Annotated in this window: 18 protein-coding genes and 1 pseudogene; 13 read left to right on the top strand and 6 right to left on the bottom strand. The window is 39.0% G+C overall.

The features are described 5' to 3' along the window. Positions 1 to 12 precede the first annotated feature (12 nt). From sdaAB to NXS11_RS04435, 3 genes are all read right to left on the bottom strand, one after another. Positions 13 to 690, bottom strand: coding sequence for an L-serine ammonia-lyase, iron-sulfur-dependent subunit beta (gene sdaAB, locus NXS11_RS04445; RefSeq protein WP_259199312.1), 678 nt, complete (start codon positions 688 to 690; stop codon positions 13 to 15). A 14-nt stretch (positions 691 to 704) separates the two neighbouring features. Next, on the bottom strand, positions 705 to 1736 hold the full coding sequence (locus NXS11_RS04440) for a PTS sugar transporter subunit IIC (RefSeq protein WP_259199310.1): 1032 nt from the start codon (positions 1734 to 1736) through the stop codon (positions 705 to 707). 1006 nt (positions 1737 to 2742) lie between these two features. Then, positions 2743 to 4269, bottom strand: coding sequence for an SLC13 family permease (locus NXS11_RS04435; RefSeq protein ID WP_259199309.1), 1527 nt, complete (start codon positions 4267 to 4269; stop codon positions 2743 to 2745). Positions 4270 to 4598: 329 nt separating this feature from the next. Between NXS11_RS04435 and NXS11_RS04430 the strand changes: the two genes are divergently transcribed. Next, positions 4599 to 4781, top strand: coding sequence for a hypothetical protein (locus tag NXS11_RS04430; protein ID WP_259199308.1), 183 nt, complete (start codon positions 4599 to 4601; stop codon positions 4779 to 4781). Positions 4782 to 4830: 49 nt separating this feature from the next. Here NXS11_RS04430 and NXS11_RS04425 read toward each other — a convergent pair whose 3' ends face one another. Continuing rightward, complete coding sequence (locus tag NXS11_RS04425) at positions 4831 to 5646, bottom strand: formate/nitrite transporter family protein (protein ID WP_259199307.1); 816 nt, start codon at positions 5644 to 5646, stop codon at positions 4831 to 4833. Between the two features lie 315 nt (positions 5647 to 5961). Between NXS11_RS04425 and NXS11_RS04420 the strand changes: the two genes are divergently transcribed. The 8 genes from NXS11_RS04420 (at position 5962) to NXS11_RS04390 (ending at position 13965) form a co-directional block, all read left to right on the top strand. After that, positions 5962 to 6504, top strand: a complete 543-nt coding sequence (locus tag NXS11_RS04420) for a GNAT family N-acetyltransferase (protein ID WP_263009907.1) — start codon at positions 5962 to 5964, stop codon at positions 6502 to 6504. A gap of 163 nt (positions 6505 to 6667) precedes the next feature. Further along, positions 6668 to 7417, top strand: coding sequence for a sirohydrochlorin chelatase (locus tag NXS11_RS04415; RefSeq protein WP_259199306.1), 750 nt, complete (start codon positions 6668 to 6670; stop codon positions 7415 to 7417). Next, positions 7389 to 7850: a precorrin-2 dehydrogenase/sirohydrochlorin ferrochelatase family protein gene (locus tag NXS11_RS04410; protein ID WP_259199304.1), complete on the top strand. Its 462-nt coding sequence runs from the start codon at positions 7389 to 7391 to the stop codon at positions 7848 to 7850. The genes NXS11_RS04415 and NXS11_RS04410 overlap by 29 nt, the downstream gene beginning before the upstream one ends. Next, a complete protein-coding gene (nirB, locus tag NXS11_RS04405; protein ID WP_259199302.1) occupies positions 7843 to 10248 on the top strand; it encodes a nitrite reductase large subunit NirB in 2406 nt (801 codons plus the stop codon). Before NXS11_RS04410 ends, nirB begins: the two co-directional genes overlap by 8 nt. Continuing rightward, positions 10248 to 10562 carry a nitrite reductase small subunit NirD gene (nirD, locus tag NXS11_RS04400; RefSeq protein WP_259199301.1) on the top strand — a complete coding sequence of 105 codons (315 nt, stop codon included), beginning with the start codon at positions 10248 to 10250 and terminating at the stop codon, positions 10560 to 10562. Before nirB ends, nirD begins: the two co-directional genes overlap by 1 nt. Continuing rightward, positions 10553 to 11497 (top strand): uroporphyrinogen-III C-methyltransferase, encoded by a 945-nt coding sequence (cobA, locus tag NXS11_RS04395; RefSeq protein WP_259199299.1) that lies wholly within the window; start codon positions 10553 to 10555, stop codon positions 11495 to 11497. Before nirD ends, cobA begins: the two co-directional genes overlap by 10 nt. Before the next feature lie 264 nt (positions 11498 to 11761). Continuing rightward, positions 11762 to 12172, top strand: coding sequence for a hypothetical protein (locus tag NXS11_RS11065; RefSeq protein WP_373319375.1), 411 nt, complete (start codon positions 11762 to 11764; stop codon positions 12170 to 12172). 23 nt (positions 12173 to 12195) lie between these two features. Then, a complete protein-coding gene (locus NXS11_RS04390; protein WP_373319374.1) occupies positions 12196 to 13965 on the top strand; it encodes a 5'-nucleotidase C-terminal domain-containing protein in 1770 nt (589 codons plus the stop codon). A gap of 342 nt (positions 13966 to 14307) precedes the next feature. Here the strand turns inward: NXS11_RS04390 and NXS11_RS04385 are convergent. Both NXS11_RS04385 and NXS11_RS04380 read right to left on the bottom strand, forming a co-directional pair. Then, a pseudogene (locus NXS11_RS04385) lies at positions 14308 to 14751 on the bottom strand (oxidoreductase); the annotation flags it as partial. 238 nt (positions 14752 to 14989) lie between these two features. Continuing rightward, positions 14990 to 15544, bottom strand: a complete 555-nt coding sequence (locus NXS11_RS04380; RefSeq protein ID WP_259199297.1) for a TetR/AcrR family transcriptional regulator — start codon at positions 15542 to 15544, stop codon at positions 14990 to 14992. Between the two features lie 250 nt (positions 15545 to 15794). On the opposite strand from NXS11_RS04380, the gene NXS11_RS04375 reads away from it, so the two are divergent. From NXS11_RS04375 to narI, 4 genes are read left to right on the top strand one after another with little or no spacing between them, the layout of a single operon-like run. Further along, positions 15795 to 19466, top strand: a complete 3672-nt coding sequence (locus NXS11_RS04375; RefSeq protein ID WP_259199296.1) for a nitrate reductase subunit alpha — start codon at positions 15795 to 15797, stop codon at positions 19464 to 19466. Beyond that, positions 19456 to 21009, top strand: coding sequence for a nitrate reductase subunit beta (gene narH, locus NXS11_RS04370; RefSeq protein ID WP_259199293.1), 1554 nt, complete (start codon positions 19456 to 19458; stop codon positions 21007 to 21009). The genes NXS11_RS04375 and narH overlap by 11 nt, the downstream gene beginning before the upstream one ends. Beyond that, positions 21002 to 21577: a nitrate reductase molybdenum cofactor assembly chaperone gene (gene narJ, locus NXS11_RS04365; RefSeq protein ID WP_259199291.1), complete on the top strand. Its 576-nt coding sequence runs from the start codon at positions 21002 to 21004 to the stop codon at positions 21575 to 21577. The genes narH and narJ overlap by 8 nt, the downstream gene beginning before the upstream one ends. Then, complete coding sequence (gene narI / locus NXS11_RS04360) at positions 21570 to 22247, top strand: respiratory nitrate reductase subunit gamma (protein WP_259199289.1); 678 nt, start codon at positions 21570 to 21572, stop codon at positions 22245 to 22247. Before narJ ends, narI begins: the two co-directional genes overlap by 8 nt. Positions 22248 to 22254 lie beyond the last annotated feature (7 nt).

Here is a 22254-nt window from a genome sequence, read left to right as displayed (position 1 = left end):
TCTTCCCCCTGATTATTCGATGTAAGAGAAATTAAGGCTCGAATATTTCTCTCTTAATGATTCTAATAGTGATGTGTTCATAGATTTATTTAAATGTAATGCAAGCAGGCAACGTTCGCCGCTCATTGTTTTGATTTCTTCGTTAATATCAACGCCATTTTCAACAAGCTCATTGATTAAGTGGTTGACTTCTGAGATACCACATTCACCGTCGATAACGAGTAGATTTGGCGTGTGAGATAATAAGATACACATACCGTTTACGTGAATGCTTTTTACTTTGAAAGCACCACCACCGATTGAGATACCATTTAATTCAACATGGCGTCCGTCTTTTTCAAGAATGATGAGTGCACAGTTTGGATGTTCGCCTAAGCTTGTGCCTTTTTCTTCTATAAATTCATAAGGAATACCTTGTTCTTTGGCGATTTTAGTTGAGGTTTTAATGCGCTCATCAAATGTACTAAACCCGAGTAGACCACCGACAATCGCTAAATCTGTACCATGTCCTTTATGTGTTTCAGCAAATGATTCATAATAATGAACTTCGATAGACTCAGGTGTACCACCTAAGACTGCACGTGCGGCTTTAGCGATTTTAACCGCGCCTGCTGTATGTGAACTAGAAGGTCCCATCATAACTGGACCGATAATATCGAATGCACTTTGAAAGTCTTTCGTACGTGCCATAATGAATTCGCTCCTTAGTTTGTTTGATTGTTTAATTTATTTGATTTGAAGTTAAAGTTAAAATTACGTTTGCTCATAAATGTACCAATGATATAGCTTAAGATAATGCTGATGATTGCAACAACGACGATAGTGATTACTGTTGGAACAGCTTCGTTAAAGCCGAGTGCAACGATTGGTCCAGCAATTGGTGTTGCCATACCTGGTTGGTTTACAACAATACCCATATAAGTGATGAATAAACCATTGATTGCACCTACAATTGCATTTGTTCCATACAATTGAATAGGGTATTTAGCGATGATGTCAATTTGTGTTAATGGCTCGATTGCAACTGCGAAAGCTTTACCTGAGTTACCAATTTTAAGCTTTCTGAATAACACGAAGTTGGCGAATGAGCTACCCATACAACCGAATGCACCGATTGCCATTGGAATACCTGTTAAGCCAAGTAGACTTGTGAATACCATTGAGCTAAGTGGTGTCATACCAACTACTGGTACGATAGCTCCGATAACTAATGCTAATGCGTAAGGGTTATTGTCACCCACAGCTGTTACGGCTGTACCGATTTGCTTCAATACGGCAATAACAGTTGGTGATACGATAGATGCAATACCATATGCAACGGCTGGTGATACTAAAATAACAACGATTAAGTCTAAGCCTTCAGGTACGTGTTTTTCAACTTGTTTTAAACCAAAGGCAACAAAATATGCTGCGATAAATGCTGGTAATAATTTGAAGTCGAATAATACAAGACCTGTTAAAACTGCGAATACAGGGTTAACACCGAATTTTAGACAAGTTAAGATACCAACTGCAACCCCGCTTAAGCTTCCTGCGATTTCACCAATTTTGACGAAGTAATCGATGTGAAAAACGCCCCCAATTGCGTATTTTAAGAAAGCTTCTGGTAAGAATGTGGCACAAGCTGCTCCGGAAAGTGCTTGTAAGCTAACCTTACCATTTGGTGCAAACTTTAAGAATAAAGTCATTGCCAATAAAACTACTAGTAAAGTACCAATACCTAAAATGAAATCCATAAACATTTCCTTCTCTCTCTAAATCTATTTTATTTTTTTACTCTCTCTCGAATGCAACCCCATCATAAAGGGTTTTGAAAGCGTGTGCAATAGGGTTTCAATGAGAATGAATCTCATTGTTCTATAAATAAATTAATTATATAAGTCAATTATATAGATTGTGAAATTATGAACTTTATAAAACACTGATGTGCCGTGCTGCGTTGATGCTGTTTCACATTAAAGTATAAAAGTGATTAAGTAAACAAATATTTTTGTCATAATTGTGAACACAACAAAGTTCTAAGATTGATAATTTTCAGATAGAAACTTTTGATAATTTTATTTAATTAATACACAGTTGTTTGTAAAAAATATTTGTTACCTTGTCATAGAAAACAAAGTGAATTTATAGGGGAGGCTGAAATGTTTAATAGAAAATTATCAGTAAAAGAGAGAAAATATTGTAGGAGATAATATCTATACAACATCGTTCGCTTTTGTTCAAGTCTGTAGTTCACCATATGAAAATGATTATAATTGTGGTAGATTACGACAAAAAGAGTCAGATATGAAGATATATATAGACTGATAAATGTTCAATAGACGGAGAAGTTTATCAGACGGAAGATGTATAAAAAGTTCAAACTCATGTCTGATGTTAAATGATTAAAATCGCGTTATGATGTTATTAGAGATTGAGACACTAAGTTGTCCTCTCTCAAAAATATATGATTTTAGCTGTAACAGATGTATGATGAATAGACGCTTTCTTAATAATAGATTAATACATTTGTTATAAGCTAGGAGACGATCTATTCCCATATGGATCAAGTGAAAGCAGATATAACAATCCCTAAAATTTATACCCAAAACACCTCCTTAACTGGGGACGGGGCATGATTGATGTATAATTTGGAAAATCTATAAATGATATTCCCAAAGCAAGATTTTGTCCCGACCTCGAGATATGAAAAAGCACTAGAATGCTTCCCCCATTCTAGTGCTTTTTTCAATATATTTATTTCTATAGTAGACCCATCCACTGCCAGTACGTCATACTGAAAATAATGACGAGTAAATAACCTATAATTGTGAGTGGTAGACCAATTTTTAAGTAGTCTTTAGCTGTGAATGTTTCGGTACCATATGCCAACATTCCTTGAGGAGAGCTTACAGGTAATAAAAATCCAAAGCTAATGACGAATTGTTGTATTAACACGAAACCAATTGAATGATCACCGAGACTTAATGTTGAAGCCAGTGAAATAAAGACTGGAATCAATGCGGATGACAAGCTTGTTGCACTTGCAAAACCGAGGTGAATCAAAATATTGAAAAGTGAAATCAGCGCAATTGTTGCAATGATAGGCATATGTTCTAAGCCCATTAAACCGAACGTTTTATCACTTAACCATTGTGCTGCTGTCGTTTGTAGCAGTACATTACCTAAAGAAATTCCTACACCAAAGACAATAATAGTCCCCCATGGAATCTTACTTTCTGCTTCTTTCCAACTCATGATACCAATTTTTGGTGTTAGCATGACAGCTAAAGCCAATAAAGTGATAGATGATGAGTCGATAGGGTGAAGAACCTTTTCAGTTGACCATAACACGAGTAGTGCAATAGAAATAATAATTAAGCGCCATTCTTTTGGGGATATTGGGCCCAATTCAGCGAGTTGTTGTTTAACAAGGTTGCTACCGCCTTCGATACTGTCTTGTTCGGGCGGAATAACCTTTAATGCAATGAAGTAAAGAACAATAGACATCAAGATTGACCAAGGAGCTGCATATAAGAACCATTCACCCCATGAGATATCTTGACCAAGCTGATTATTAATAAAATTAATTGCAACAATGTTTTGTGCTGCAGCTGTTTTAATACCAACATTCCATATATTTACGGCTTGAACAGCAGTGATGACAAGTAGTGCGGCTAAGCGACTGTTTTTACTCGCACCAAATGCAGCAACCATTCCTAATAGAATTGGAACTACGGCACCTGTTCTTGCTGTAGCGGACGGTACGAAAAATGCCAAAATAATTGCAACGATAATTGCACCAATAACGATGCGTTTTGTTTTGTTACCTACGAGTGATAGAACATAAAGAGCTAAACGTTTATGCAAGTTTGTAATTTGCATAGCAGTTGCCAAAAATAACGCTGCTGCTACTAACGCTACGGCACTAGATGAAAAACCACTGAAAGCTAACTTGAGTGCATTGCTTGTACCAAAAGCAGCTTCTCCAGTTATTGGTTTGCCACCAGCCTGAGGATTACCAAGTGACTCTGCCAAATTTTGAACTGGGCTAAAACCAAGTAGCAAAATGATTAAACCGATAATAATAGCTGCTGATACAGGGTAACTAACTGCTTCAGTCACCCATAGAATGACAGCGAATGCCAGAATTGCCAGTGCAGCTTTTCCCATGACAGGTAAACTAGCAGGCGCAGGTATTAGCAATATCGTAATCAGTGCCACAAATGCTAGGATAAACCAGACTGGCTTAAATGTAATAGTAGATTGTTTCTTTTGAGTTGTTCCCATTGTTTAACGCCCTTTCTGTTTTGTAAGTGTTTACATTGTATCAGTCAATAAATGAAAAAATAATAAGTTTATATATTGTTCATAAAATGGACACAATTAATTAGAAGTATGCAATTGTTTAGAAAAATATATAATATCATAATGAAGTTATTTATTAGGGTGGAACGATAATAAATATACTATTAGCTTAAGCAAAACAGACTAAATATTATAGTGTTTAGCAAGAATAGTACCACAAAGTAGGCTATTGGGATTCAATGAATTGTCAGAAATAGGGTGAACAGTGAGTGATACAATAATTTTAGTACGCATAATAAGGAGAGGTTGAAATGAACAAACGTTACGTTAAAGTATTAGGTCTATATGTTCTAAGTACAGCAGTGCCTATGTTATTAAATAAATGTTGCAAGTTAGAGGGGTTCTTAAAGTGGGTGGTGCAAACAGCGGTAGGTTATAGTGTTTTTGCATACGGCTTAAAAGTAATGAAACGTCGCAAAAAAGCAGCACAATAAGCACAACAAAAAATCCGACTGAACAATGCGTTCAGCGGATTTTTTGCGCCTATTGTTTTGGTGAGCCGTTCAAGTATGCATATAATAAACCAACCATAATACCGCCGCCGATATAGTTACCGATAAATGCAAAGACGATATTTTTAAGTACAGCTAACCAGTTGAGTGCATCTATATTGTTGAAAAGCATACCAACAAAGAGACCTGCATTGTAGACAACATGTTCATACCCCATGAAGACGAAGATAACAACACCAGCAGCAATAAAGAATGTTTTTGTCATGCCCTCTTTAAACATTAATGATACATAAATACCGATGTTGATAAAGAAGTTCGCAAAGATGGCTTTTACTAAGATGGCATACCATGTAGGTTCGACTGTTTTGGCTGCGACTGTTTTTGAGAGTGCTGCAACCATCTCCGGTGTCATGATGTGTGTGAAGTATAAGAGGCCGAATAATACAAAAGCACCAAGAATATTTCCCAGGAAACATACTGCAAAGAGCCATAATGCTTTGCTAACACTAATTGCACGATAGTACATTCCAACAGTCATATACATAAAGTTACTTGTTAAGAGTTCTGAGTGTGTTAATACAATTAAGACTAAGGCAATACTGAATGCAATGGCGCCCATCAAGTTTACAACCCCTGGTAGTGCACCTGCCATTTGTGTTTTCATGGCTAACATGAAAACTGTGACAATGGCGAGTAAGAAACCAGACATCATAGATTTCAAAATGTAACGTAGTATCGTACGATCAAGCATAGTTTCTTTCATCGCAACACTGCTGATAATCCCTTCCACGATTCCGCGCGATGCATACGTGTCTTCAATTGACTTAGTCGGTTTTTCAATCGACATAGTTAAATCCCTCCACTAAAGCATTTTGTTTGACACTCTAATTGTACTTTATTCTGTATTGGTTACATAGTATTATTTTATATTATTTTTAAATGGACTTGAGGTAGAACAGGTAGCTCGTAAGATAACGTTAGCTTTCTCCAGAATGTTTGACATGAGGCTATAAAAGAGGCGTCTAGAGTTTGTAACAGAATCAAATAATGTTGTTAAGACTATGGTCTTCTGTATCATTTTCGATACTATTTTTTACTAGTGTTCCATACTTATTTGGTAAAATAAGCGTTATGTGAAACAAAGAAGAAAGGGTGTATTATAATGGCAGAACAGTTTCGATTGGCAACACTGGAAGATACAGCGACGTTACATCAATTAATGTATCGCTCATTTACACCGTTGCGTGAAGTGGGAATTGATTGGCCCTCAGTGAATGCTACGCCAGAGATGGTAGAGGATAATATTCGAGAAAATGCATGCTATGTTTTGGAAATAGACGGACAGATTGTCTCAACGTTATCGATTCGTTTTCCTTGGGAGAGTGAAGTGCCAATTTCTAAATATCCATTTATCTGGTGGTTGGCTACAGATCCAGATTACAACAAAAAAGGTTATGGTAGTAAAATGATGCGCTACGTGGAAGAAGATATATTGAGAGATACATTGAAAGCCCCAGCTGTTGTACTTGGGACATCTGCGCGCAAGATGGGATGGTTAGCGGATGTATATGCACGTCGTGGCTATGAAACTTTTTTTGAGATGGAAGATGAAACAGGTGATAAAGGTATTATGATGGTCAAAGTACTAATTCCTGAGCGTTACAACGCTGACCTGCTAACATTGCCGCCATGGTCAGAACAATAGCAACTAAGGCTGTAGAGAAAGTGATAATTTATAAAGTACGATAACAAACTAGGGAATCCCCTTGCGAATTGCATAGGGGGTTCCCTAATTTTATTTGAAGTTGTGAATGTAATCACAAAATCTGTATGAATTAGATTACAATAAATAGTGAGGGGTGAGTGGGTTGCAAAAGACGATTTTAATTGTACATGGCATGCGAAAAGGTAAGTTGAATGAGCTGCTGGAAGATTTTATATATGCATTGTTCGATGAGACGCAGATTGACTATGATGTGGCGTTTTTGGAATCGGAAGCGCGTTCTTTAGAGACGGTTGTAGCTACAACGGTGAGACAAGGTTATCGTGTAGTGAATCTCGTACCATTACTCCTATTTACAGCTTCACATTATTACGAAGATATTGCTGACCAAGTGCAGATGTGGAAAACACAGTATGCACAAGTTCATTTTTTATTGGCAGAACCACTTGGCACACATCCAGCCATGGCTGATTGGGTGTCGCATCAAATGGCACGCTATGCACATGAAATTGATGACGCAACGGGTGTTGTCATTTTGGCACATGGGAATGCACGTTTTAATGAACCGGATATCGCATTGACATATTTGGCACAGCAACAGACAAGTGAACAGTTACAATGTTATCCGAGCATGGTATATGGCAAGTTGAATTTTCAAGAAACATTGCCACCACTTGCAGCAAAATATCAAAAGTTACTAATCGTTCCGTTTTTCTTCTATGATGGTTACTTGGTTAATAAGACGAAACGACAAATTGAAGAATTAAACTTACCAGTGGAAATAACGTATACCACAGCAATTAACTTTGACCCAGTATTAAAAAATATTATTTTAGCGCGTATTGCAGCATGTGAGGAGGCGCATCATGTATCCGATACAGTTGAACTTGTGTAATAAACACGTGGTAATTGTTGGTGGGGGGAAGATTGCTTGGCGAAAGTTTCAAGCGCTTATACATGAAGGATGCACGATTGATGTTGTCAGCCTAGAATTTCATGAAGGCTTTAGCACAACGGCATGGCCAGCAACAGTTCGCTTGTTACAAAAAGCATACGAAGCGGCAGATATTGAAGCGGCAACGCTAGTGATTGTGGCAACGGATGATGCAGCTGTTAATGATCGTGTGGCACGTGATGCCCGTGAGACACAGTGGGTAAACCATACGGGAGATAGAGAACAGTCCGACTTTTTTAACATGTTAACGATTAACTGCGACGATATGATGATCAGTGTGGGGTCATCAGGTCAGTCCATTCATAAAACACAAGCATACGCGAAAAAAATAAAGGCATATTTAGAAACATTAGAGGAGGATATCCATGAGTAAAACAAGATTATTAATGATTGGTAATGGTATGGCAGGGGTCCGTACAATCGAAGAAATCTTAGAACGTGATCCAGATAAATTTGAGATTACAATTATTGGTAAAGAGCCATATCCTAACTACAACCGTATTATGTTATCAAACATCTTACAAAATAAAATGACAGTTGATGAGACAATTATGAATCCGTATGAGTGGTATGAGGAGAACGGTATTCAGCTAATTACAGGCGATAAAGTTGTCACAATTAATCGTGATGCACAAAATGTGGAAACAGAAAGCGGTCGTGTTGTTGAATACGATCAAATGATTATCGCAACAGGTTCGGATTCGTTTATTTTACCAATCGACGGTTCACGTTTGGACGGCGTAGTGGGGTTCCGTACAATTGATGATACTGAAAAAATGATTGAAACAGCAAAAACCAAGGAAAAAGCGATTGTTATTGGTGGTGGATTATTAGGTCTTGAATGTGCGCGTGGTCTTGTCGATCAAGGTATGGACGTAACGATTGTACACTTGGCTGAATGGTTGATGGAAGTACAACTTGACCGTAAAGCGGGTGGCTTACTTAAAGCTGACTTAGAAAAACAAGGCATTAAGTTTGAATTACAAGCAAACACTCAAGAAATTTTAGGGGAAGATCATGTAGAAGGTATTCGTTTATCTGATGGGCGTGTACTTGATGCAGATATGGTTGTTATGGCGGTAGGTATCCGCCCAGTTACAAAAGAAGCACGTGCAGCAGGCTTGGAAATCGGTCGCGGTATCGTTGTAGATGATTTTATGAAGACAAGTGACCCAAACATTTATGCGGTCGGTGAATGTGCGGAACATCGTTCTAAAGTATACGGTCTTGTAGCGCCACTTTATGATCAAGGTAAAGTATTGGCGGATCATATCACAGGACGTCCAACTGATGGTTATCAAGGTTCTACAACCTTTACATCATTAAAAGTATCAGGCTGTGACCTTTTCAGCGCCGGTCGTATTACAGAAAATGAAAATGTACGTGGCATTGAAACATTCAACGGTGTGGATAATATCTACAAAAAAATATTTGTACAAGATAAGAAAATTGTCGGTGCGGTTCTTTATGGTGATACAGAAGAAGGTAACCGTTTCTACAATATGATGAAAAAAGGTGACACAACTGATGAGTACACATTAGTGTCTATTTTGCATAAAGCAGGTGAAGTAGATGCAATTAGTGTTGCAGACATGGATGATGACGAAACAATCTGTGGCTGTAACGGTATCTCTAAAGGTGTCATCGTTAAAGCAATTAAAGAACAAGGTTTAACATCTGTTGCGGATGTAACAAGAGTGACAAAAGCAGGGAACTCTTGTGGTAAGTGTAAGGGGCAAATTGGTGAGCTGTTAGAGTATGCATTAGGTGATGACTTTGTTGAAAGTGCACCAACAGGTATTTGTGCATGTACGGACTTATCACGTGATCAAATCGTGACACAAATTCGTGCGAAAGGTCTTAAAACATCGAAAGAAGTGCGCCACGTCTTAGATTTTAAAGACAAAGGCGGCTGTCCGAAGTGTCGTCCAGCCATCAACTACTATTTAAATATGGTATACCCACACGACCACGAAGATGAGAGATCATCACGATTTGCTAACGAGCGTTATCATGCCAATATTCAAAATGATGGGACGTTCTCTGTAATCCCACAAATGCGTGGTGGTGTGACAGATGCAGACCAATTAATCCGTCTTGGTGAAGTGGCTAAGAAATACGATGTACCGCTCGTGAAAGTAACAGGTTCACAACGTATCGGTTTATACGGTGTGAAAAAAGAAGAATTACCAAAAGTATGGGACGACTTAGGTATGCGTTCGGCATCTGCCTATGCGAAGAAAACACGTTCAGTTAAGAGTTGTGTAGGTAAAGAATTCTGTCGGTTCGGTACACAATATACAACGAAACTCGGTATTCGTCTTGAAAAAACATTTGAATATATCGATACACCACACAAATTCAAAATGGGTGTTTCTGGTTGTCCACGTAGCTGTGTAGAATCAGGTGTGAAAGACTTCGGTATTATTGGTGTTGAAAATGGATTCCAAATCTATATTGGTGGTAACGGCGGTACAGATGTTGTGAAAGCAGAATTTTTAGCAACTGTTCCAACTGAAGATGACGTGGTGAAATTATGTGGTGCGTATATGCAATATTACCGTGAAACAGGTATTTATGCGGAACGTACAGCGCCGTGGTTAAAACGCATGGGCTTTGATCAAGTGAAGTCAGTCGTGTTAGACCCTGAAAAGCAAGAAGCACTTTATGCACGTATTATGGATGCTAAAGCAGCAGTTGCTGAAGAGCCATGGAACGATATCGTAAGTGATGCGCATAAACGTAAAATTTTTGAAGTGGAGAAGGTGTAATGCACATGGCACAAAAAGTAAAAGTGGCACATATGTCAGATTTAGAACCATTAATCGGTAAAAAAGTATTTGTGGAAGATAAACAAATTGGTCTTTTCTTAATGGAAGATGGTGTTATTAAAGCAGTAAACAATGTTTGTCCACATAAACAAGGGCCTTTATCGGAAGGAACTGTCAGCGGGCATTACGTCTATTGTCCACTACACGATCAAAAAGTTGACTTAAACACAGGGGTTGTTCAAGAACCTGACGAAGGTTGTGTTGAAACGTACGAAGTGGAAGTTATTGATAATGAGGTTTATGTATGTCTGTAATAGACAATAAGACCAAAGTGTATTTAGTTGGAGCCGGTCCAGGTAACCCATGCCTGCTCTCAAAAAAAGCAGAACGTTGTATTCAGCAGGCAGATGTTATTTTGTATGATCAACTCGTACATCCATTTATTTTACAATTGTCACGACCAGATGCTGAATGGATACATGTTGGTAAAACGCCTTATACCAAGTACATCAGACAAGAACGCATCAATGAATTGCTTGTGGAAAAGTCACAAATGTATCGTCATGTGGTACGTCTTAAAGGTGGTGACCCTGCCATTTTTGGAAGGGTGGCTGAAGAAGTGGAAACATTGCGTGCACATGGTATTGATTTTGAAATTGTGCCAGGTATTACAGCAGCAAGTGCAGCGATTAGTCAGCTTGGTCGAGGTTTGACAGAACGCCAAATCTCAACGAATATTACTTTTACAACAGGTCATTTTAAAGATGGTGTTGAAAATGATATTGATATTACTACGTTGGAAAATGGGGGAACACTAGCAATCTATATGGGTGTGAAGCGTCTGCCATTTTTGATGGAGGAAATTATCAAAAAAGTTGGGATTGATTACCCTGTTGCAGTTATTTTTAATGCGACACGTCCCAACCAACAAATTATCGGTGGTACGGTAACAACAATTGCTGAGAAGATTGCACAATTGTCAGAGAGACCGGGACCGGGTGTGACTATTGTTGGAGAAGTCGTACGTGATGTTGAAGCAATCAAACCGGTGATGAATCCAGAACCACAAATGTTATTGTTAACTGGAAATCGTACACGATGTATTGATGTCGCTTATGAGATTTTTGAAGCAGGTGGTGCAGCATTGATTGATGATCGTGCAACATCGGACTTACACCCAAGCCAACACGAGATTTTAACATCATGGTTGGAACAATATACATTCACGGAACAGCGCATAATTGAATAACGTGAAGAAACATCGTACAAGGAGAGAAGCAGGCAGTAACTCTTTATATGATGTTTTTTTGCACTTATTATCATAACGCTTACAATTTTTACTATTTGTTAATAAAATTATTGGAAAAATTGATAAAACACACGATTTATTTATGCTACGATATAAGTGTTAGACATATTTAAAACGTTGTGAGAAAGGCACTTTGGATTTGAGTAAAGCTGTATGTAATGACAAGAATCCTGCATTTCTAGCACGAATAAAAGGAGATTTCAAATGAAGCAGACAGTTTTTCGATGGGTTGCAGTATTTGCATTAATTTTAGGTTTTTGTGGTATGATCAGCCTTGGCAATGTTCAGGCGGAAACAACTGATGTGTCGTCAACTGAGCCGAGCCAAGCAACGGGAAAGGCGACTGCTACAACAGAATCAGCACCAACTGTGGACAAACAAACCGTCCCAGCAGATGTTACAACGTCAGAAGCTAATGTTGCTACAGAACAATCGGGAGACAAGATGGATGAAGTAGTAACTGAGGCCACAACTGGACAAGATGAAGCGAAAGCTACTGAAGCACCAAAGACCATAACATCGACCCAACATACGATTTTACACACGAACGATATGCACGGACGTATGATTGAAGAAAATAATCGTGTGATTGGTATGGCGAAGTTAAAACGTTAAAAGAACAGCAACAACCAGATTTAATGGTGGATGCTGGGGATGCATTTCAAGGTTTGCCAGTTTCTAACTTGTCAAAAGGTGAAGAAATGGCGAAAGCGATGAATGAAGTAGGCTATGATGCGATGACGATTGGTAACCATGAATTTGATTTTGGTTATAATCAACTGAAAAAATTAGAAGGTATTTTAAACTTTCCGTTACTAAGTGCCAATGTATACAAAGATGGCAAGTTAGCATTCCTACCTTCTGTTATCGTTAATAAAAACGGTATAAACTACGGTATTATCGGAGTGACAACGCCTGAAACGAAAACAAAAACAAGCCCAGAAGGTATCGTTGGTGTCACTTTTGCAGATCCTCTGGAAACAGTGACACGTGAGATGACAAAGTTAAATAATCAAGTTGATGCATTTGTCATCCTTTCTCATCTCGGTATCGATCCGTCAACGCAACAAAAATGGCGTGGTGATTATTTAACACAACAATTGAGTACGATGACAGCGTATAAACATCCGATTATCATGATTGATGGTCATTCTCATACAGTCTTAGAACAAGGTCAAATGTTCGGCACAGATATTTTAGCGCAAACAGGCACAGCGTTAGCGAACGTAGGTAAAGTAACGTTTGAAGAGAAAGATGGCAAGTTAAGCAATGCAAAAGCGTCATTAATTAACGTAAAAGATGTTGCAGACGTAACACCGAATGCAACTTTAAAAGCACAATTAGACAAAGCAAACGAAGCCTATTTGAATGCAACATCTGAGGTGATTATTCCGAATAATACAGTGGACCTCAAAGGTGAACGTGATGATGTGCGCACACGAGAAACAAACTTGGGAGATGCCATTGCTGATGCGATTGAAGCATACGGACAACATGGTTTTAGCACACCATCAGACTTCGCAGTGACAAATTCTGGTGGTATTCGTGCGTCAATCACACAAGGGACAGTGAAATTAAGCGATGTTATCACGGTATTGCCGTTTGGTAACACGATTGCACAAATTAAAGTGTCAGGTGAAAATGTGTTGAAAGCATTTGAACATAGCTTAAGTGCCCCAACACAAATGGTAGATGGCAAAAAGCAATTCACAGCGAATGGTGGTTTGCTACAAATTTCAAAAGGTGTGCGTGTTTATTACGACATCAACAAAGCACCGGGACAACGCGTGAATGAAATACAAATATTGAATAAACAGACAGGTCAATATGAACCACTAGACTTAACACGTATTTATAACGTTGCGACGAATGATTTCACAGCGTCAGGCGGCGATGGATTTGATATGTTTGGTGGATCACGTGAAGAAGGTGTGTCACTCGATAAAGTCATGGCGGATTACTTAAAAACGGCTGACTTAATGCAATATGACACAACGGAACCACAACGTATGATTATGGGGCAACCTGCTAAAGGGGAGGATACAGTAACAGTGCCACCTGCAGCGAAGCCACAGGGTCAACAGCTAACACCACAGCCAGCGACAACAGGCAAAGTCGTTCAATTCCCAGTGCCGCATCAACCGGCTGCAACGGGTAACAACAGTGCCACGATGGTTGGACATGCGGGTACGATGGCAGGAAGTCATGTGACAACAATGTCAACGACTGCAGTGATGTCAACTGTGGCAATGCAAGGTACATCTGCAGCGACGAATGGACAAGTGGCAGATGGAAATGAAAAAGGAACGTTGCCTGCGACAGGTGGAACGTCAGCAGGGGCGATTGCACTTGGTTACGTATGCGTCGGCGCAGGTCTGTATATGATGCGACGTAGACGTGCGGCGTAAGCGTGACAAAATAGATTTAAGTTATAAAAGTAAAAGCCCGAATAGAATGTTGATGTCATTCTGTTTGGGCTTTTTTCTAGCCGTTTATTTTTTCTTTAAGTGCAACAATTCTATCCTTTCTTACACTTTGGTTTTTAGCCGGGAAACCCCCGAAATAAGAACGCCTTCTTAGAGGTTCTTATTTTGAGGGTGTAACATAAAAAGTGGGCAGTGTTTCCTTAAAACGAGGAAAGCTGTCCACTTTTTTTCGTGGTGCGCCCGGCATAGGCAATGATTTGGCGGTAACACCTTGCTAGTAGGAGCTTTTAGCAAAAGGCAAGGGTGTCCATTGTCAAATTTATTCTATTGTAAACCATGTACCTGAATTTTGAATAACGGTCCAAAGTTTTGTAATAAAAAGCCGTGAACACCGTGGAGTTCGATACCGTCAAAACCTGCTTCAATCGCACGTCGAGTTGCTTCTCCAAAAGCATGAATCACATCTTCAATCTCTGTTTCAGATAATGCTTTAGGTGTGACAGAAGGTGCAAAAGTTGTTGCTTGTGTTGGTACAGCACTTGAACTTACCACGGGTCTATCAATTAAATCAGGACGTGCTTTGTTACCTGCGTGATTTATTTGTAAAATTGCTTTTGCGCCATTTGCTTTTAAAGTAGACGCTAATTTTGTAAGACCTGGTAAATACTTATCGTCAGAAACGCTGAATTCATTTGTAAAGCTTATGCCGTTGTCTTGGATGTGTGCACACCCTGTAATAATCATACCTGCACCACTATTACGGTATTGATAATAAGTTAATTCTTCCTAAGAGACACTGTAATCATCGTTGCTCGACCAAGTCGTCATCGGTGACATGACAATGCTGTTTTTTAAAGTTACACCATTATTTAAAGTTGTTGTTTTTAGTATATTTGACATATTCATTCCATCTTTTTTTATCATTTTATTAACGAACGTTCATTCATCTAATTCTCAAAATAAAAGCCTCTGCATGAAGAAGCTCCTATTTCAAAGCGATAGCATCTCAACATATTGACACTACTTCATTTATTTCCTCATCAGTACCTGTTACGAGCTCTTTATGAAACAACTTAACATATTCCATTGCAATGCTAGACGTTGCTGTTGACAAAGCAATTAAGCTGACTGGTTTAAGCAATTTTTGATCAATACCTTCTTGATATAAGTTAGATAGTGTCGAAAATAATTCGTCTGATGCTTGTAATGTTTCGTCATCAAGTACAGGTGCATTGTGGAGTTGTTCTAAAAATAAGAATGCCTTCTTGTTTTGCATAATGAACGTAATAAAGTTCGTTAGTATTTGATAATATTGTATTTTTAAATCTTGTTGAGAGTCAATCGAATCAAATACTGCTGTACTCATCGTTTCTTTTGTACTGAGATAGAGTTTGTTAATCAAATCCTCCTTGTTCTCGAAGTAAATGTAGATTGTTGCAGGAGATACATCAGCTGTTTTTGCTATTTTAGACATGGATAACTTGGATAATCCTTGTGTATATACGAGATCTAACGTAGCATTTAATATTTTTAACTTTTTATTGCTGTCCTTTTCTCTCATAGTGTGATTATAAATGAATGTTCATTCACTGTAAGGAAAAAAGTTTCTAGCATCAATTGTTATCATTCTAACTCGATGTCATTGAGAGGCGTTATCAACTAGGTAAAGCATGGATTACAGTAGTTTGTGATTTTATGAACAAATAGGGAATATGACGCTATAAATAGGCGATTCCCTAGTATCGTGAAAAATTGAACAAAAGTAAAATGAGGATAATAAGGAAAGTCTATGTCTATTGAGGAGGATGAATATGGCAAAATTTGGATTAAACTTTTTTAAGCCGACTGAAAAGTTTAACGGTAACTGGTCAGTTTTGGAACATAAAAGCCGTGAATGGGAAAAAATGTACAGAGAAAGATGGAGTCATGACAAAGTTGTGCGAACGACACATGGTGTTAACTGTACAGGGTCATGCTCATGGAAAGTATTTGTTAAGAATGGTGTTATTACTTGGGAAAACCAACAAATAGACTATCCAAGCTGTGGACCAGATATGCCAGAATTCGAACCTCGTGGTTGTCCACGTGGTGCATCATTTTCTTGGTATGAATACAGTCCATTACGCATTAAATATCCATATATTAGAGGAAAATTGTGGGATCTTTGGACACAAGCTTTAGCAGAGCATCAAGATCCAATTAAAGCGTGGGCTTCTATTGTTGAAGATGATGAAAAAGCACGCATTTATAAATCAGCTCGTGGTAAAGGTGGGCATGTGCGTGCGAAATGGAAAGATGTTGCGCAGTTAATTTCAGCACAGTTAATCTACACAATCAAAAAAGACGGTCCAGACCGTATTGCAGGTTTTACGCCAATCCCAGCGATGTCTATGATCAGCTATGCAGCGGGTGCGCGTTTTATTTCATTACTTGGTGGAGAAATGTTAAGTTTCTACGACTGGTATGCTGACTTACCGCCAGCGTCACCACAAATATGGGGCGAACAAACAGACGTACCTGAATCAAGTGACTGGTATAACGCATCTTACATTATGATGTGGGGTTCTAACGTGCCATTAACGCGTACACCAGATGCGCACTTTATGACAGAAGTACGTTATAAAGGGGCTAAGGTTGTCTCTGTTGCACCAGATTACGCAGAAAATGTTAAGTTTGCAGATAATTGGTTAGCACCAAATCCAGGTACTGACGCTGCGATTGCACAAGCGATGACGCACGTTATTTTACAAGAGTTTTATGAGGACGAACCTTCTGAAATGTTCATCAACTATGCGAAACAATATTCAGACATGCCTTTCGTAATTCGTTTAGACAAAGATGCGAACGGTTATAAAGCTGGTCGCTTCTTACGTTCAAGTGACTTCGGTAGTACATCGGAAAATAGCGAATGGAAACCAGTCGTATTCGATACGTTAACGGATACGATTCAAGTACCCAACGGAACAATGGGGCAACGCTGGGAAGAAGGTAAGAAGTGGAACCTTAAGTTAGAAAACGAACAAGGTGAAACAATCGACCCAGCAATGACAGTGGCAACTGGTGAATACGCACTTGTGACAATTCAATTTCCATACTTCGATAATAAAGGTAATGGCGTATTTGAACGTCCAATTCCAGTGCGTAAAATGACATTGGCAAATGGCGAAGAAACACTTGTTACAACAATTTATGACTTAATGACATCACAATATGGTGTGAAACGTTTCGATCACGAATTAGAAGCAAAAGGCTTTGAAGATGCAGCATCATTCTATACACCTGCATGGCAAGAAAAAGTGACAGGTGTGAAAGCGAATGTTGTAACACAAGTCGCACGTGAGTTTGCACAAAATGCGATTGATACAGGTGGACGCTCAATGATTATCATGGGGGCAGGTATCAACCACTGGTTCAACTCTGATACAATCTACCGCTCAATCTTAAACCTTGTTGTGTTATGTGGTTGCCAAGGTGTTAATGGTGGCGGTTGGGCACATTACGTTGGTCAAGAAAAATGTCGTCCTATTGAAGGATGGAGCACAATTGCTTTTGCGAAAGACTGGCAAGGGCCGCCACGTTTACAAAATGGTACAAGCTGGTTCTACTTTGCAACTGATCAGTGGAAATATGAAGAGTCTGGTGTAGATCGTCTTGCGTCACCACTTGCCGAAAATATTAAATTACAACATCCTGCAGACTACAATGTTCTTGCAGCACGTAATGGTTGGTTACCATCATATCCACAATTCGACCGCAACAGCTTGTTATGGGGCGAAGAAGCGCGCGATGCTGGAGAGTTTACAAACGAAGCGGTATTAGCACGTGCATTAAAAGATGTGAAATCACGTAAAACAAAATTTGCAGTTGAAAACCCTGGCTTGCGCCGAAACCATCCGAAATCATTATTTGTATGGCGTTCAAACTTAATCTCAAGTTCTGCCAAAGGACAAGAGTACTTCATGAAACATTTATTAGGTACAAAGTCTGCATTGATGGCTGAACCGAACGAACGTGAAAAACCAAGAGAAATTGAGTGGAGCGAAGACACAGTGGGCAAGTTAGACTTACTCGTATCTTTAGACTTCCGTATGACAGCAACACCGTTGTACTCAGATATCGTGTTACCAGCAGCAACTTGGTACGAAAAGCATGATATCTCATCAACAGATATGCACCCATTCATTCACCCATTTAATCCGGCAATCGACCCGTTATGGGAATCACGCTCTGACTGGGATATTTTCAAAACATTGAGTAAGACATTCTCTGAGATGTCACGTGTTCATTTGAATGGGACATTCAAAGATATTGTGACAGCGCCATTAGCACATGACTCAAAACAAGAAATTTCATTATCTTATGGTGAAATTAAAGACTGGACAAAAGGTGAAGTTGAAGCCATTCCTGGTAAAACAATGCCAGGATTTGCAGTAGTAGATCGTACGTATACAGATGTACATGATAAATTCATTTCTGTAGGGCCATTATTAGAAAATGGCAAAGTTGGCGCCCACGGTGTTAGCTTCTCCGTTAAAGAAGAATATGATGAATTACGCAGCATGGTTGGTAAATGGGAAGATGATACAGTGAAAAATAATAAACCACGTATCGATACAGCACGTAAAGTAGCAGACGTTATCTTAAACGTATCTTCTGCATCAAACGGTCGCGTGTCTCAAAAATCATATGAAGATCTCGAGCGACAAACAGGCATGGAGCTGAAAGATATCTCTGCAGAACGGGCATCTGAAAAGATTACATTCTTGAACATTACATCACAACCACGTGAAGTCATCCCAACAGCGGTATTCCCAGGTTCTAACAAACAAGGTCGCCGTTACTCACCATTTACAACAAACATTGAACGTCTCGTACCATTTAGAACATTGACAGGTCGTCAAAGTTACTACATTGACCATGAAGTATTCCAGCAGTTTGGTGAGTCGTTACCAGTCTATAAACCAACATTACCGCCAATGGTATTCGGTACGAAAGATAAAGAAGTTAAAGGTGGCGTAGATGCACTTGTATTACGTTACTTAACACCACACGGTAAATGGAATATTCATTCAACTTACCAAGATAACCAACACATGTTGACATTATTCCGTGGTGGGCCAACAGTTTGGATTTCTAATGAAGATGCAGCACAACACGATATTAACGATAACGACTGGTTAGAAGTTTATAACCGAAATGGTGTTGTCACAGCACGTGCGGTTGTCTCACACCGTATGCCACGTGGCACGATGTTTATGTACCATGCACAAGATAAACATATTGAAACGCCAGGATCAGAAATTTCTGGTACACGCGGTGGTTCACACAACGCACCGACACGTATTCACCTAAAACCAACACAACTTATGGGTGGTTATGCACAAATCAGTTACTCATTTAACTACTACGGACCAATCGGTAACCAACGTGACGTATACGTTGCCGTGAGAAAGATGAAAGAGGTGGATTGGCTTGAAGATTAAAGCACAAGTAGCTATGGTATTAAATCTAGATAAATGTATTGGATGTCATACATGTAGTGTGACATGTAAAAGCACGTGGACGAATCGACCTGGTGCGGAATATATGTGGTTCAACAACGTAGAAACCAAACCAGGTATTGGCTATCCGAAACGTTGGGAAGATCAAGAACAATACAAGGGTGGTTGGACGCTCAATAAAAATAGTAAGTTAGAATTGAAATCGGGGACACGTATTAACAAGATTGCATTAGGTAAAATCTTCTACAACCCAGATATGCCAATCATCAAAGATTACTATGAGCCATGGACATACAACTATGAGCATTTAACAACAGCTAAAGATTCTAAACATACGCCAGTTGCCAAAGCGCATTCAGTGATGACAGGTCAACGTATGGATATCGACTGGGGACCAAACTGGGAAGATGACTTAGCGGGTGGTCATATTACAGGACCACAAGACCCTAATATTCAAAAAATTGAAGAAGACATCAAGTTCAACTTCGATCAAACATTTATGATGTATTTACCACGCCTATGTGAACACTGTTTGAATCCGAGCTGCGTGGCATCATGTCCATCAGGTGCAATGTATAAGCGTGATGAAGATGGTATCGTACTTGTTGACCAAGAAGCATGTCGTGGATGGCGCTACTGTATGACAGGTTGCCCGTACAAAAAAGTATACTTCAACTGGAAAACAAACAAAGCTGAAAAATGTACATTTTGCTTCCCACGTGTTGAAGCGGGTCTGCCGACAGTATGCTCTGAAACATGTACAGGTCGTATGCGTTACTTAGGCGTATTGCTTTATGACGCAGACCGAGTACAAGAAGCAGCAACAGCTGAAAACGAACAAGATTTGTACGAAAAACAATTAGATTTATTCTTGAACCCATTTGATCAAGAGGTCATTGAACAAGCTGAAAAAGATGGTATTGCACAAGAGTGGATTGAAGCCGCACAAAACTCACCAATCTATAAATTGGCTATTGAATATAAATTGGCATTCCCATTACACCCAGAATATCGCACAATGCCAATGGTATGGTATTGTCCACCACTCAGTCCAATCATGAATTACTTTGAGGGGAAAAACACTGCGAATAATCCAGACGCTATTTTCCCAGCAATTGAAGAAATGCGCTTACCAGTTCAATACTTGGCTGAATTATTTACAGCAGGGGACACAACAGCGGTTAAAGGTTCATTACAACGTATGGCAATGATGAGAAGTTACATGCGTGCACAAAATACAGGGCGTGCGTTCGATGTATCACGCTTAGAACGCGTTGGTTTAACGGAGCGTCAAGCGAAAGATATGTATCGCCTACTTGCCATTGCAAAACACGAAGATCGTTTCGTAATTCCAACATCTCACAAAGAACAATATATGGATACGTATGTGGCACAAGGTAGTCAAGGTTATGGAGGCGAGTATTTCGGTTCTAACTGTGACGGTTGTAGCGTATCAGTAGGCGCAGGTAAATCAGGTCAAGAAATTTATAATGAAAGTTTCTATGGAGGGATTTTCCGTGATTAATCTTGAAATGCTGAAATACTATAAAGACACATTAGGATTTATGAGTCAGCAATTAAGTTTTCCGGAGAAGTTAACGTTCCATCCAAAGACATTTGAAGAAGTCTTCACTGAGGATCACCCAGCGTATCCTCATGTGAAAACTTATCGTGAATTGATGTATGAAAGAAGCTTGTCAGACATTCAAGCATTGTATACTGATACATTTGATTTCAACAAAAAAACAACGCTCTATATGACGTTTAATAAGTTTGATACGCAAAAAGAGCGCGGTCAAATGTTGGCAAAACTCAAGGTCTTATATGAAATGTTCGGTCTTGAGATGCCATCTAATGAGTTATCGGATTATCTCCCATTAATGTTGGAGTTTTTATATGCAGCCAATATGGATGGTGATGATCGTGCGCAAGAAAATATGCAACTGCTCATTATGATTATTGAAGATGGTACGTACCCAATCATGAAATATTTAGAAGAAAAAGGTAATCCATACAGCCATTTAATCCGTGGTCTTCGCGAAACATTAAAACGCTGTATAGTAGAAGATGATGAGGTGAAACAACATGTTTAATCAGTTTTTATGGGTAATCTTCCCATATCTTTGCCTTGCAATCTTTGTCATTGGTCACATCGCACGTTATAAGTTTGATCAATTTTCGTGGACGGCAAAGTCGAGTGAGTTTATTGAAAAAAAGCAGCTGAAATGGGGAAGTCTCTTATTTCACTTAGGGATTATTCCCGTATTTTTCGGGCATGTCGTTGGATTGTTAATCCCAGCACATTGGTTGGAAAGTGTAGGGGTCAATAACCACCTCTATCATATCGGTGCAGTGTATATTGGTAGCATTTTTGGTATAATGACATTGATAGGGATGTTGCTATTAACGGCAAGACGTGTAACAAAACAAAATGTTCGTCGTCTAAGTTCAGCATCAGATATTTTTGTGAACTTTTTACTATTAGCCATTGTATTTGTTGGCTGTTACGCCACATTAGTTACGAATGCAACAGTGCCAGATTTTGATTATCGTCAAACGATTTCTATTTGGTTCAGAGGGGTATTTACACTTAGCCCTGATTCAAGTTTAATGATGAACGTACCACTTGCATTTAAATTGCACATCTTACTTGGCTTTACGATTATGGCTTGTTGGCCATTCACTCGTTTGGTACATGTATGGAGTGTGCCGTTGACTTATGCCAGCCGTAGTTATATCATTTATCGTAAACATAAAATTTAATATGGAG

It is taken from the genome of Staphylococcus americanisciuri (assembly GCF_024814435.1).
GTDB classification, from domain to species: domain Bacteria; phylum Bacillota; class Bacilli; order Staphylococcales; family Staphylococcaceae; genus Staphylococcus; species Staphylococcus americanisciuri.
This window is presented reverse-complemented; position numbering and strand designations above follow the sequence as displayed.

Bases quoted from the DNA above. Each gene is read 5' to 3' on its own strand.
- sdaAB (WP_259199312.1), bottom strand. From the start codon at position 690: ATGGCACGTACGAAAGACTTTCAAAGTGCATTCGATATTATCGGTCCA.
- NXS11_RS04440 (WP_259199310.1), bottom strand. From the start codon at position 1,736: ATGGATTTCATTTTAGGTATTGGTACTTTACTAGTAGTTTTATTGGCA.
- NXS11_RS04435 (WP_259199309.1), bottom strand. From the start codon at position 4,269: ATGGGAACAACTCAAAAGAAACAATCTACTATTACATTTAAGCCAGTC.
- NXS11_RS04430 (WP_259199308.1), top strand. From the start codon at position 4,599: ATGAACAAACGTTACGTTAAAGTATTAGGTCTATATGTTCTAAGTACA.
- NXS11_RS04425 (WP_259199307.1), bottom strand. From the start codon at position 5,646: ATGTCGATTGAAAAACCGACTAAGTCAATTGAAGACACGTATGCATCG.
- NXS11_RS04420 (WP_263009907.1), top strand. From the start codon at position 5,962: ATGGCAGAACAGTTTCGATTGGCAACACTGGAAGATACAGCGACGTTA.
- NXS11_RS04410 (WP_259199304.1), top strand. From the start codon at position 7,389: ATGTATCCGATACAGTTGAACTTGTGTAATAAACACGTGGTAATTGTT.
- nirB (WP_259199302.1), top strand. From the start codon at position 7,843: ATGAGTAAAACAAGATTATTAATGATTGGTAATGGTATGGCAGGGGTC.
- nirD (WP_259199301.1), top strand. From the start codon at position 10,248: ATGCACATGGCACAAAAAGTAAAAGTGGCACATATGTCAGATTTAGAA.
- cobA (WP_259199299.1), top strand. From the start codon at position 10,553: ATGTCTGTAATAGACAATAAGACCAAAGTGTATTTAGTTGGAGCCGGT.
- NXS11_RS11065 (WP_373319375.1), top strand. From the start codon at position 11,762: ATGAAGCAGACAGTTTTTCGATGGGTTGCAGTATTTGCATTAATTTTA.
- NXS11_RS04390 (WP_373319374.1), top strand. From the start codon at position 12,196: ATGGTGGATGCTGGGGATGCATTTCAAGGTTTGCCAGTTTCTAACTTG.
- NXS11_RS04380 (WP_259199297.1), bottom strand. From the start codon at position 15,544: ATGAGAGAAAAGGACAGCAATAAAAAGTTAAAAATATTAAATGCTACG.
- NXS11_RS04375 (WP_259199296.1), top strand. From the start codon at position 15,795: ATGGCAAAATTTGGATTAAACTTTTTTAAGCCGACTGAAAAGTTTAAC.
- narI (WP_259199289.1), top strand. From the start codon at position 21,570: ATGTTTAATCAGTTTTTATGGGTAATCTTCCCATATCTTTGCCTTGCA.